The sequence below is a fragment of the Streptomyces sp. NPDC047017 genome (genome assembly GCF_040644175.1).
Lineage (GTDB): Bacteria > Actinomycetota > Actinomycetes > Streptomycetales > Streptomycetaceae > Streptomyces.
The window spans coordinates 485,580-497,218 of the sequence record NZ_JBEYVW010000003.1 but is presented as its reverse complement, the minus strand read 5'-3'; the positions used below and the strand labels follow the sequence as shown (position 1 = coordinate 497,218).

General features: G+C 72.0%; 13 protein-coding genes. 5 read left to right on the top strand and 8 right to left on the bottom strand.

The annotated features are described in order from the left end of the window. Positions 1 to 158 precede the first annotated feature (158 nt). From ABZ858_RS07610 to ABZ858_RS07600, 3 genes are all read right to left on the bottom strand, one after another. On the bottom strand, positions 159 to 1,127 hold the full coding sequence (locus tag ABZ858_RS07610) for a helix-turn-helix domain-containing protein (RefSeq protein WP_361373716.1): 969 nt from the start codon (positions 1,125 to 1,127) through the stop codon (positions 159 to 161). A gap of 269 nt (positions 1,128 to 1,396) precedes the next feature. Beyond that, positions 1,397 to 2,032 (bottom strand): hypothetical protein, encoded by a 636-nt coding sequence (locus tag ABZ858_RS07605; protein WP_361373715.1) that lies wholly within the window; start codon positions 2,030 to 2,032, stop codon positions 1,397 to 1,399. 524 nt (positions 2,033 to 2,556) lie between these two features. Beyond that, complete coding sequence (locus ABZ858_RS07600) at positions 2,557 to 3,225, bottom strand: MBL fold metallo-hydrolase (RefSeq protein ID WP_361373714.1); 669 nt, start codon at positions 3,223 to 3,225, stop codon at positions 2,557 to 2,559. Between the two features lie 76 nt (positions 3,226 to 3,301). Here ABZ858_RS07600 and ABZ858_RS07595 point away from each other — a divergent pair, with 76 nt between their 5' ends. After that, a complete protein-coding gene (locus ABZ858_RS07595) occupies positions 3,302 to 3,739 on the top strand; it encodes a MarR family transcriptional regulator (RefSeq protein WP_361373713.1) in 438 nt (145 codons plus the stop codon). A gap of 194 nt (positions 3,740 to 3,933) precedes the next feature. Beyond that, the gene (locus tag ABZ858_RS07590) at positions 3,934 to 4,824 is read left to right on the top strand and encodes an SDR family oxidoreductase (protein WP_361373712.1); all 891 of its coding nucleotides are present in this window, start codon (positions 3,934 to 3,936) and stop codon (positions 4,822 to 4,824) included. 70 nt (positions 4,825 to 4,894) lie between these two features. On the opposite strand, the gene catA is transcribed toward ABZ858_RS07590, so the two are convergent. After that, a complete protein-coding gene (catA, locus tag ABZ858_RS07585; protein ID WP_361373711.1) occupies positions 4,895 to 5,569 on the bottom strand; it encodes a type A chloramphenicol O-acetyltransferase in 675 nt (224 codons plus the stop codon). Between the two features lie 175 nt (positions 5,570 to 5,744). Between catA and ABZ858_RS07580 the strand changes: the two genes are divergently transcribed. Continuing rightward, entirely contained in the window at positions 5,745 to 6,479 is a 735-nt protein-coding gene (locus ABZ858_RS07580) for a trypsin-like serine protease (protein WP_361373710.1), read from the top strand. Between the two features lie 30 nt (positions 6,480 to 6,509). Here ABZ858_RS07580 and ABZ858_RS07575 read toward each other — a convergent pair whose 3' ends face one another. The 4 genes from ABZ858_RS07575 to ABZ858_RS07560 all read right to left on the bottom strand — a co-directional run bounded on the left by ABZ858_RS07575 (position 6,510) and on the right by ABZ858_RS07560 (position 10,348). Next, positions 6,510 to 7,760, bottom strand: a complete 1,251-nt coding sequence (locus tag ABZ858_RS07575) for an MFS transporter (RefSeq protein WP_361373709.1) — start codon at positions 7,758 to 7,760, stop codon at positions 6,510 to 6,512. 160 nt (positions 7,761 to 7,920) lie between these two features. Next, a complete protein-coding gene (locus ABZ858_RS07570; RefSeq protein ID WP_361373708.1) occupies positions 7,921 to 8,250 on the bottom strand; it encodes an STAS domain-containing protein in 330 nt (109 codons plus the stop codon). After that, positions 8,247 to 9,545, bottom strand: coding sequence for a SpoIIE family protein phosphatase (locus ABZ858_RS07565; RefSeq protein ID WP_361373707.1), 1,299 nt, complete (start codon positions 9,543 to 9,545; stop codon positions 8,247 to 8,249). The genes ABZ858_RS07570 and ABZ858_RS07565 overlap by 4 nt, the downstream gene beginning before the upstream one ends. Then, positions 9,545 to 10,348, bottom strand: a complete 804-nt coding sequence (locus ABZ858_RS07560; RefSeq protein ID WP_361373737.1) for an alpha/beta hydrolase — start codon at positions 10,346 to 10,348, stop codon at positions 9,545 to 9,547. Before ABZ858_RS07560 ends, ABZ858_RS07565 begins: the two co-directional genes overlap by 1 nt. A gap of 259 nt (positions 10,349 to 10,607) precedes the next feature. Between ABZ858_RS07560 and ABZ858_RS07555 the strand changes: the two genes are divergently transcribed. Both ABZ858_RS07555 and ABZ858_RS07550 read left to right on the top strand, forming a co-directional pair. Continuing rightward, positions 10,608 to 10,739, top strand: coding sequence for a hypothetical protein (locus tag ABZ858_RS07555; protein ID WP_361373706.1), 132 nt, complete (start codon positions 10,608 to 10,610; stop codon positions 10,737 to 10,739). Between the two features lie 37 nt (positions 10,740 to 10,776). Beyond that, a complete protein-coding gene (locus ABZ858_RS07550) occupies positions 10,777 to 11,631 on the top strand; it encodes an alpha/beta fold hydrolase (RefSeq protein WP_361373704.1) in 855 nt (284 codons plus the stop codon). The last annotated feature ends 8 nt before the right edge of the window (positions 11,632 to 11,639 follow it).

The following is an 11,639-nucleotide window of genomic DNA, read 5'->3' as shown; positions in this document are numbered from 1 at the left end:
CCACCGGGTTTTAACGGGGGACAAACCGGGCGGGGGCGGGGCGGGTGTGGGGCCCCCCCCCCCCCCCGACGTTGGGGGGCCGTAGTGCTGTGGGCACGTCAGGACACCCCCGTGGCCCTGGCGCACTGTCGGGCACTGGGCCTGGTGAGCGACCGGGATCAATGATCCGTGGCCGCGCCGGGGGGTGTCATTCGCACAGCGTCCACGCCGCTGTGCATACCGTCCACAGTCGCCTCGTTCAGGGCCTGGTGCCGTAGCTCGCTGGGGGTGATGCCGTACGCGGTACGGAAGGCCCGGGTGAAGTCGCCGGGGCGGGGGTAGCCCCAGCGGGCGGCTATGGCGTGGACCGGAAGTGCGCGCAGCCGGGGGTCGACGAGGTCCTGGTGGGTCCGGTCCAGCCGTTGGCCGCGTATGTACGAGGCCACCGTCAGGCCCTCGTCCCGGAAGAGCCGGTAGAGGTGGCTGCGTGAGATGTGGTGGGCCGCGGCGATGGACGCGGGGGTCAGACCGGGTTCGCTCAGGTGTTGCTGGATGAAGGACTTGACGCTCAGGGTGAGGGTGCGGGCGTGCGTCTCGGGCGGCATTTCCGGCTCCGCGTCCAGCGTGTGGGCGAAGACGGCGGTGACGAGATCGGTGACGATCCTGCCCAGCCGCCTGGCGTCGCCGGCCTGGTAGGAGGAGGTGTCCGAGGCCAGTTGCACGAGCAGCCCCGCGAGCAGCGCGCCCATGCCCTCGCGGCCGGATATCTGCCGTCCGACCACCCGGTTCGCCCGGTTGGCGGGCAGGCCCACGGCGGCGCGCGGGATCTCCAGCCCGACGATGCTGACCGGGGTCGTACCGGTGGATATCTCGTAGGCCCGGGACGAGGAGTTCACATGGAAGTCGCCCACTTTGTACGCCACTTGCTGCGTGTCCCAGCTCGCCGCACCGTCGCCGCTTCGCAGCAGCGACAGATGGAACAGCTCCGGGTCGGACTGACGCACCAGCTTCGGTGTCCGGTGGAACACCAAGGGGTCGAAAGTCGCGGGCCAGACCGTCGCCCCGCCGAGCGCGATGACGCGCTGGTACCCGCGGTAGTCGGTGGTGCGGTCGCTGCTCAGATGCATCGGCGCGTGCGTGCGCCCCATTTGCTCAGTCCACGCCTCGAAACGGTCGTTCGCCGGCAATTTCTGAGTGGTGAAAAGAGTTTCAGGTAGCACAAAGGTAGTGAATCACAGGGCTGCGAACGATCAGCGGGGCACGGTGACCGTCGGGCCGAACTCATCTGGGATGTACGCCGTCTCAGCGCGCGCCGCCGGCCTCCGCAGGTCGGTGAACGCGCGGAGGCCGAGCGTCGGCGCGGCGCCGTGGTGTCCGGACCTTCCGATGGGCGCTGGTCGGTCGGCAGCGGGACGTGTCAGTAGCGCTGCGCCTTGGCGAGGCGGGGGGTCAGTTTCTCGTCGGGGGACCGGCGGCTGAAGGCGATGGGCTGTTCCTGCTTGCCCGGGGCGAGGTTCTCCGCGCCGACGTACCGGGTCTCGACGACCTTCCCGGAGGCGTCCGCGAAGTCGACCTGCACGGCGTACGACGCCTTGCCCGCGGTCTTGTTGGTGATGGTGACCAGTGCGGCGAGCAGGCCGCCGGTCTGCGCTCTGGGCAGGCCCGTCATGCCCACCTCGCCGGTCGCGTTCCCACGCCCGTGCACGTTCTTCAGCTCCTTCTCCGCGGCGGTGCCCGCCCGGGCGGCCTCGGCGTCCACGGATGCCTCGAACTCCGAGGCGCGGGCCGAGGCGGAGGAAGCGGCGGCCGAGGCGGAGGCGCGGGCGGATTCGATGGCCGAGGCGGCCGCGGAGGCCAGCGCGGACGGCGGCATACCCGAGAAGGAGGCCGTGGCGGGAGTCTGTGGAGCCGGCGGGGTGGAGGCGCCGCCGCCCTGATCGTTGCCGGAACCGCAGCCGGCGAGGGCACCGGCGCCGATCAGGCAGCCGACGAGTGCGGCGGCCGGCACGGCACGGGAGCGCGGCGGCACGGGACCGCGGTGAGGTCGGGGCATCCTGTCGTCCTTCGCAGCGCACGGAAGCGATCACCCACATCGTCAGCGGAGCGCACGCCCCTCGCGACTCGGCCGTACTCCATCGGCGCACCGGCCGGGCCGTACACCGTGAAGGCGTGCGCGGGTGAACACCGACGCCTGTACGCCGATCACAGCGCGGACCTGCTCACCGCCTACGACGCGCCGCTCTGCACGGACATACGGCTCGCCGCGCCCATCCCTCCGTACGGTCCTCCGGGCATCGCCGACCGGCCGGCCCACCTCCTGCCCAACACACCTCGACACGCAGGCCGGTCGAGTCCGCCTTCGCCGTACGCGTCGAGGCCGGGGGCCGGTCGCCGGCCCACTCCGGGGACACGGCACCGTGCGCCACGCTCGCGGAGCTGGCCGAGCGATGCGATGTGCTGCTGTGCGAGGCCGAGAGCACGGAAGTACCGGCCGAGGGCGATCAGGTGCCTCACACGCCCGAGAACACCGGCGACACCGCCGACGCGGCTCGGCCGATCACGGTCAACACCGGCGGATCAGCGCGGGCCGGTTCCTGGCCCCGGTGAACCGATCGCGACGGACTCACCGGCGGACAACTGCTGATAGCGGGCGCCGGTACCGGGGCCGTTGTCGCCCAGCAGGCCGCCGACCATGGCGGTGCCGGTGTCGTTGAGGGCGCCGTCATGGATGGCGCAGACCTGGCGCGGGCCCACTTCGCGCACGTAGTCGATCAGCTGCCCGGTGGTGGACCAGGGGCCGTGGACCGGCAGCAGCAGGGTCTCGACGGCGGCGTCCGGCACGGTGAGCGCGTCGCCGGGGTGGAAGAGTGCGCCGTCGACGAGGAAGCCGACGTTGCCGACGCGCGGGATGTCCGGGTGGATGACCGCGTGCCACGTGCCGTGCACGGACACGTCGAAGCCGGCCGCCGTGAACGCCGCCCCCTCCCCCACGGCGGTGACCCTCCCGCCGATGCCGTCCAGCCGGGCGGCGACAGCGGTGGTGGTCCAGATGCGCAGGGCGGGGTTGTCCCGGGCGGCGCCGCGGAGCGCCTCCTCGGAGAAGTGGTCGAAGTGCTCATGGGTGACCAGGACGGCGTCGGCGCCGTCGAGCGCCTCCGGTCGGGTCAGGCCCCCCGGGTCGATGACGAGGCGACGGCCGTCCTTCTCGACGCGGACGCAGGCGTGGCCGAACTTGGTGAGCTGCATACGGACCTCCTTGGTGACCCGACAACCATACAACCAAGGTGTACAACTTCATTACATAGTTCGGTAGGATGGGTCCATGGACGACGAAGCGCTGGCCGAAGACCTGCGACAGGCGATCGGAGAACTGGTCCGCGCCGTGCGGGCCGCCGACACCATGTCCCCCGGAGAGGCCGCCATCCTCGGCCACCTCGACCGGAACGGCCCACAGACCACGGCCGAACTCGCGCACCGGCGCGGAGTGACCCACCAGTCCGCCGCCAAGTCCGTCAAGGCACTCCTCGACACCGGCTCGGTGCGCGCCGAACCGCACACCAGTGACGGCCGCAAGTTCCTGCTGCACCTCACGGACACCGGACGCGACCGCCTCCGGCACGAGCGGAGCCAGCGCGCCGCCTGGCTCGACAACGCCATCCGCGACGCGCTCGACCATGACGAGCAGCGACAACTACGCGAGTGTGTGCCCCTGTTGGTCCGGGTCACCACCCGCATCGTCGGGCAGCGACCCGGGCAGTGACCGGGACGGCACGCGGCGCGGTGACGTCCCCGGTACGCGCGGGCCGCGCGCTGCCGCGAGCGTCGGCGGCGACACCGTATCTCCCCCTCCCCGCCAGGTCGCGGACGGTGGCGTGGCGGCCCTCGGCATGCCGTCGGGGCGGTCCGTGCTTACGGTGGGCGGGACGGACACCGCCGCGGGAGAGGAACCGTTCCATGCCGGTCACCGACAGCCCGCTGTGCGGACGGACGGCCGTCGTGACCGGGGCGGCACGCGGCCTGGGTGCGGCGATGGCTCGGGAGCTGTCCGCGCGAGGCGCGAAGGTGGCGCTGCTCGGGCGCGAGGAGCGGGGTCTGGCGCGGCTGAGGGACACGCTGCCGGGCGTCAGTGAGTTCTGGGAGGTCGACGTCACCGACGACCGGGGCATGGCCCGGGCCGGCGAGGACGTCCGCGCGCGGCTCGGTCCTCCCTCCGTCGTGATCGCCAACGCGGGCGTGGCCGAGGGCGGCCCGTTCGCCGACTCCGATCCCGCGGTGTGGCGCCGGGTGGTCGAGGTGAATCTCATCGGCAGTGCCGCCACCGCGCGTACGTTCGTCGGGGACCTGTTCACGACGTCCGGCTACTTCCTCCAGGTCGCCTCGCTCGCCTCCATCAACGCGGCCCCGATGATGAGCGCGTACTGTGCTTCGAAGGCGGGGGCCGAGTCGTTCGCCCAGGCGTTGCGGGCCGAGGTGGCCCACCGGCGTGTGGGGGTCGGTATCGCCTACATCAACTGGACCGACACCGACATGATCCGCGACGCCGACCAGTACGCGGTGCTACGCGAACTCCGCGGCCACATGCCGCCACCGGCGCGCAAGGTGTACCCCGTCGAGTACGTGGCGGGCCGGCTGGTCACCGCGATCGAACGGCGGCGCCCCTCGGTCTACGTCCCCCGCTGGCTGCGGGCGACCCAGCTCGTACGTGCCGCGATGCCGACGGTGGTGACGATGCTGTCGCGCCGCGAACTGCCGCGCCTGGCCGCCGTCGAGCCCTTCGAAGCCACGGGACTGCTCGGGGCGGGCGGCCGGGCCGACCAGGCGGACTCCCGCACGCGGCACGGTTAGCCGGTCTGCCGGCCGCCGTGCCGGAGGGTGCTGTCGGGCTTCGGGGTGGGACCGTGCGGTTCCAGTCGGTTCAAGGCGCCGGACTCGGGCTCCGCCCCAGCCAGGTCGGGGCCGAGACGAGGGCCTGTAGCTCGTTCACGAGCCGTGCCGTATGGAAGCCGTCTGCGGCGGCGTGGTGCACCTGCGCGGCGAGGGGGAGCAGCACCCGGCCGTCCCGCTCGGTGTACCGGCCGAGCGTGAAGATCGGCGCGAGGTGGTCCCAGCCGGCGCCGATGGTGAGGTCGAAGCCGGTGAAGGAGGCCCACGGCAGGCTCGACACATCGAAGGTGCCGGCCGGCGGTGCGCCTTGGGGGAAGAACTCCGTCGCGCGGCTGTGCTCCGCGAGCAGGGCGGCGGCTACGTCATGGAAGGCGGCGAAGTCAGGGTCGTAGGGTGCCCACACGCTCGCGAACGTCTCGCGCTCCGGGTTGAAGACGGTGAAGGACGGGTGCACGACGGGCCAGATGGCCGGCTCGCCCGTCGCGGTGAGGCACATCTTGAACTCGTCGTGCCGGTTGACGACCGTGGCAAGTGCCCAGACCTGCGCGACGTACGACTTCCGCCGAGAGCGACGCAGCGCTTCGGTGAACGCGGTGACGTCCACTTCCACCGTCATCGAGTACGTGCACGGAACGACCCGGCAGTAGTGCTCGAAGTGTTGCCGGCGCGGCCATGTGTCGAGGTCGATGGGGGTCGCGGCGTCCATCCGCTCATCCTGCCAGCCGCTGAGCGGGGGCCCGCAACCAATTACTCGTGGGCGAGACCGTCCAGCAGGTCCGTGACATCGCCGGAAAGCACGGCGCCGATGAAACGGGTCCGCGCGGACGACCATCTCAACAGACAGCGGACGACCCGTACGCCGACGAGAGGAGCTGTTCCGGATGGTGCGTCGCATTCGATCAGTGCTGCTGACCGTTTCACTGCTGGTGACCGGTTCGGTCCTGGCCACCGCACCGGCCTCCGCCGTCATCGGCGGAGCGAAGAGCGGCTACGGCCCCTGGGCGGTGCGCATGCTCCTCGACGGCAGACCGGCGTGCACCGGGACAGCGGTCGCGCCCCAGTGGATCATCAGCGCCTCGCACTGCTTCTTCGAACAGGGGCAGCCGGTCGCCGACAAGCGGATCTCGTTCCGGGTGGGCAACCTCGACATGCGCAAGGGGGTCACGGTCGAACCGGTGCCCGGCAAGCGCGTCGGGAGTGCGAACGCCGACATGATGCTGATCAAGGTGTCGCCCATGAAGGTCCCCACGGCCCGCCTGGCCACGGCCGGTGTCCGTCCGGGCCAGTTGGTGCGGCAGTACGGTTGGGGCGCCACCTGTACCGGGGACGAGAACACGTGCCAGTCCCCCGTGCTCAAGCAGTCGGAGCTTCGGGTCGTTCGGCCGGACGACCCCCGGTGCGACGGATTCACCGCCCCGGGCGGTTCGGACTTCTGCATGGAGAAGGTGTCCGGGATCCCCGCCGGCGGTGACTCGGGCGGCCCGGTGATGAGCATCGGCCCGCGCGGCACCGAAACCCTCCTCGGCGTCTTCGACGGCTCCGACCGGCAGGAGATCGCGGAGGCGGGGGAGGTTTCCCAGCAACTCGCCTGGATTCGTTCGGTCGTTCGGGGATGACCTCGACCGCTTCGGTACACGCTCGCGTGTTCAGGTAAGGGGCGCCCGGGTCGACCCGGTCCTCGGGGGCGCGCCGGAGCGGCCGCCCGGCTCCTTGAGGGCGAGGACGGCCACGGCGAGGGTCGCGGTGAGGGCGCCGAGCGTCATGACCGTGGACGGCGAGGTGTGGTCCACGAGGACGCCGCCGGCCAGCGCGCCGAGCGAGATGGTCGCCTGGAACGACGCGGTGAACAGCACGGAGGCGGCCTCCGGCGCGTTCGGGGCCGCGTTGGCGAACCAGGTCTGCGAGGCGACGGGGACGGCCCCGTAGCCGATGCCCCACACGATCAGCAGGGCGACGGCGCCGGTGTCCCAGCGGCCCAGTACCGGAAGGAGCGCGGTGGCCGCCGCGACGAGGCCGGCGGCGAGCGCGAACGCGGCGCGCGGCTTTCGGGTGACGAGGGCCCCGCCGGCGAAGTTGCCGACGATTCCCGCGGCCCCGTAGGCCAGCAGGAAGACCGTGACGAGACCGGGGCCGGCCTTGGTCACCTGTTCGAGGAACGGGGTCACGTAGGTGTAGGCACCGAAGTGGGCGAGGACGACGAGGAAGGTCAGCAGCAGGGCGCACCGGGTGGGCGTCGTGCGGAGCATGCCGCGCAGCACGCTCGGGCGGGTGGCTTCGAGGGGCGGCAGCGGAGGCACCGCGAGCAGCAGCATGGCCAGGACGCCGGCCGTCAGGAGGCCCAGGACGACGAAGGCCGTGCGCCAGCCGGCGAGGTCACCGATGAAGGTGCCGGCCGGGACGCCGAGGACGGAGCCGAGGGGGACGGCGCAGAAGACGACGGCGGTGGCGCGGCCGACGGACCGCGCGGGCACCAGGCGCTGGGCCAGCCCGGCGCCGATCGGCCAGAAGCCGCCGATGACGACGCCGACCAGGACGCGCGAGACTAGGACGATCCAGTAGTGCGTGGCGGCCGCCGCCAGGAAGTCGGCCGCTGCCAGCAGCAGCATGAACGCGCACAGCATGACGCGCCGGTCGACACGTGCGGTGGCGAGGGTGACGGCGGGGGCCGACAGGGCCGCGAGGAATCCCGGCATGGTCATCGTCAGCCCCGCCATCCCGTCGGAGACGGTGAAGTCGGAGCCGATCGAGGTGAGCAGGCCGATCGGCAGGATCTCCGTGGTGACGATGGAGAAGATGCCCAGCGTCACCGACAGCACGGCGAGCCATCGCATGACGGGCGGGCGAGCGGCCGGGCCGGCTTCGCCGGGTCGGCCGGTGACGGTGGTGGTCGAGGTCATGCTGTCCGTCCTGTGCGGGAACCGACGTTACGTGGTCAGTCCAGCAGGACGGGGACGGCCGAGGCTGGCAGGTCCGCGACACCACCCTCGGTCGGGAACGGTGATGTCGCGAACCTGCCGGGGGTCCGTCGTGCGGTCAGTCGTGGCGTCCGCCGTGGGATCAGGGGGCGTTCGCGTCGGCCTGGAGGTGGAAGACCTGGTCGAGTCCGATGATGCGGAAGACGCGCAGGGTGTGGGCGGGGACGGAGGCCAGGGTGATGTCGGCGTCGGCGGCCTGCGCGTGCTGGCGTGCGGCGAGCAGGGCGGTGATGCCGGTGGAGTCGCAGAACTCCAGGCGGGCCAGGTCGAGGACCAGGCGCTGGCCGGGCCGCAGGGCGAGCTGCTCGACCTGTCGGCGCAGCGTGGTGGCGTGGGTGTGGTCGAGTTCGCCGGCCAGGTGGAGGACGTACGTGGTGGCGGTCCGGTCGTGGGTGATGTTCAGCGGGCTCATCGTGGGTCATTCGTTGCCGGCGGCGGTTCCGGATGGGTGGCGGGCAGCCCCAGGGCGAGGAGGGCGGTGTCGTCCTCCAGTCCGGTGCCGAATCCGTCCAGCAGCCGGGTGAGCGCGTCGATCACCTCGTCGGCGGGGGCGGGGGCGAGGCCGGCGGCGAAGGCGTGCAGCGCCTCCTCGCCGAACAAGGTCTCGCGGGTCGGGCCGGTGCGCGCCTCGGTGAGGCCGTCCGTGTAGAGCAGGAGGGTGTCGCCGGGGCCGAGGACGGTCCGGGCGGCGGTGAAGCCGGCGTCGGGCAGGGCGCCGACGAGCAGGCCGCCGGGTGTGGGGAGGGGCTCGACCCGGCCGTCGTGGCGCAGGACGAGGGCGGGCGGGTGGCCGCCGGAGGCGAGCCGGACGGTGACGCGGCCGTCGGGCCGGGGTTCGAGGACGCCGAAGACGACCGTGCAGTACCGGGGGTCGCCACTGGACGCGTAGCGCTGGTGCAGGGCGGCGTTGAGCGTCCGCAGGGCGCTGACCGGGTCGGGGTCGTGCAGGGCCGCGGCGCGCAGCGTGTAGCGGGTCAGTGAGGTGAGCGCGGCCGCCCGGGGGCCTTTGCCGCACACGTCTCCGAGGAAGAAGGCCCACTGGGGGCCGCCGAGCGGGAACAGGTCGTAGAAGTCGCCGCCGAGCCGGACCGGGGAGGCGGTGTGGTAGTAGACGGCTGCGTCCAGTCCCGGTACGGCGGGCAGCGTGGAGGGGACGAGCGACTCCTGCAGCGCGGCGAGCGCGTCCGCGAGCTGCTCCCGGTCGGCCTCGGCGCGCTCGCGGGCCGCCTCGGCCTCCTGGCGGCGGCGCAGCAGCTCCTGCTCGTAGCTGCGGCGGTCGGAGGCGTCGATCACGGTGGTGCGGATCAGCAGGGCCTCGCCCTCACCGCCGTACTTGATCTGGGAGGAGACCAGCACCGGCAGCCGGTCACCGCCGGAGGTCTTCATCTCCAGGGCTATGCCGCGCAGGTCGCCCTGCATGCGCAGCAGCGGGGCGAAGTGCGTCTCGTGGTAGAGCTTCCCGCCGACCGTGAGGAGGTCGGCGAAGCGCAGGCGGCCGACCACGTCGTCCCGGTCGCGGCCGAGCCAGGTCAGCAGCGTGGTGTTGATCTTGGCGATGGTGCCGTCCATCAGCGTCGACAGGTAGCCGCAGGGCGCGGACTCGTACAGGTCCTCGGCGCTGTCCTCCAGGAGTGCGCTGAAGACCGCGTCCGTGGCCTCGGCGCCGCCGGTCCCGGCCGGTTCCGGTTCCTCGTCCGTGCGGCTCATCACGGGAGGTCCGCCAAGAAGCCGAGGATCGCTTCGGCGGTCGCGTCCGGCGCGCTGAGCTGCGGGCAGTGCCCGGTGGCGGCCAGGGTGACCAGGCGGGAGGAAGGGATCGCGGCGTGCACGTACGCGCCGACCTCGCGGGGCGCGATGGCGTCGTGGGCGCACTCCAGGACCAGGGTCGGCACCCGCACGCCGGCCAGGTCCGCGCGGCTGTCGGACAGGAACGTCGTACGGGCGAAGACGCGGGCGATGTCGGGGTCGGTGGCGCAGAAGCTGTTGGTGAGTTCCTGCCCGAGTTCCGGCCGTTCCGGGTTGCCCATGATCACCGGTGCCATCGCGGACGACCAGCCGAGGTAGTTCGATTCGAGCGACGCCAGCAGTTCGTCGATGTCCTCGGCGCTGAAGCCGCCGCGGTAGCCGTCGTCGTCGATGTAGCACGGGGAGGGCGCCACCATGACCAGCGACCCGATGCGTCCGGGGGCGCCGCGGGCCGCCAGTACGCCGATCATGGCGCTGACCGAGTGCCCGACGAACACGGCCTGCCGCAGGTCGAGGGCCTCGCAGACCTCCACCACGTCCTGGGCGTAGCCGTCCAGCGTGGAGTAGCGCCGGGGGTCCCAGGCCGACAGGTCGGAGCGGCCGGAGCCGACGTAGTCGAACAGCACCACCCGGTAGCGGGCCGTCAGTGCCGGCACCAGCAGGCGCCACATGTTCTGGTCACAGCCGAATCCGTGCGCCAGCACGATCACGGGGCCATCGGCCGGGCCGGTGACCACCACATTGTTCCGGCGGCGTACGTCCACGCCCTCCTCGCCCGGCCGGGCGGCCGGGGGCGATCCGTAGGAGGGGGTGTTCGGCTTCGCGGACATCGAGGGAGCCTTTCGCGGGGGAGCGGACGAGAGCCACGGGCCCGCGCCCGGCTTCTCGGCCGACGCGGGACGTGGCTGTGCCTGCTTCCCAAGCACCGGGCACCAGCCTAACGCGACGCTCCGGGTCTCCCGCGTGGGGCTGTGGACAGCGGGACGGAAGGACGGAGGCGGCGGCCCTCTTCACCTGGATCACATGGAGCAGATGGAGCAGATGGAGCAGATGGAGCGCATGGAGCGGATGGATCACGTGGAGCGGTACGGCGGCCGGGGCGCCGACATGATCAGGACCGCGGACCGTCGCTTTCAAGTCATCCAGCACACTTGATCTTGCTCGGGAGATCAAGTGTGCCGGAGGCTGAGACATGCAGAATCTGCCGACTTTCGTCTTCGTCCACGGGGCCTTCGCGAACTCGTTCTCCTTCGCGCCGCTCCAGGCCGAGCTGGCCCTGCTCGGGCACCGCTCGGTCGCGGTCGACCTCCCGGGGCACGGATTCGAGGCGACCTTCCCCGCGTCCTACCAGGCTCCCCAGGATCTCGCCGCCCTCGCCGAAGAGCCGGGGAGCATCAAGGGAGTCACGCTCGCCGACAACGCCGCCCGCGTGATCGATGTCCTCGAACGCGCCAAGCGGAACGGGCCCACCGTCCTCGTCGGCCACAGCCGGGGAGGTATCACGATCACCGCTGCCGCCAACGCCCGGCCCGAGCTGATCGACCGGATCGTCTACGTCTCCGCCTGGTGCCCCGTCGAGCTGGACGTGAGCGACTACTACACCCAGCCGGAGATGGCGGACGTCGACGCGCGGGCCTTCGTCGCCACGCTCGTCGGCAACCCGGCCGGACTCGGCCTGCTGCGGACCAACTTCCGCACCGCCGACCCGGTGGCGCTTGCCGCGTTCAAGCAGGCGTTCGCCGCCGACCTCACCGATGACGAGTTCCGGGCCTTCCTGAACACCTTCCAGCCCGACGAGAACCTCGACGCCGGTACGTCCGCCGACCGGGCGCAGGCCGGGTCCTGGGGCCGGATCCCCAGGACCTATGTGCGCCTGACCGGCGACGCCAGCGTGCCGCCCGCCGTGCAGGACCGCATGATCCGTGAAGCGGACGCGCTCACCCCCGGCAACCCCTTCGACGTGCGGACACTTGAGGGCAGCCACCTGCGCTGGCTCGTCCGTCCGCAGCCCGCCGCCGAGCTGCTCGCGAGCCTCGCCGCGCGCTGAGACGCCGG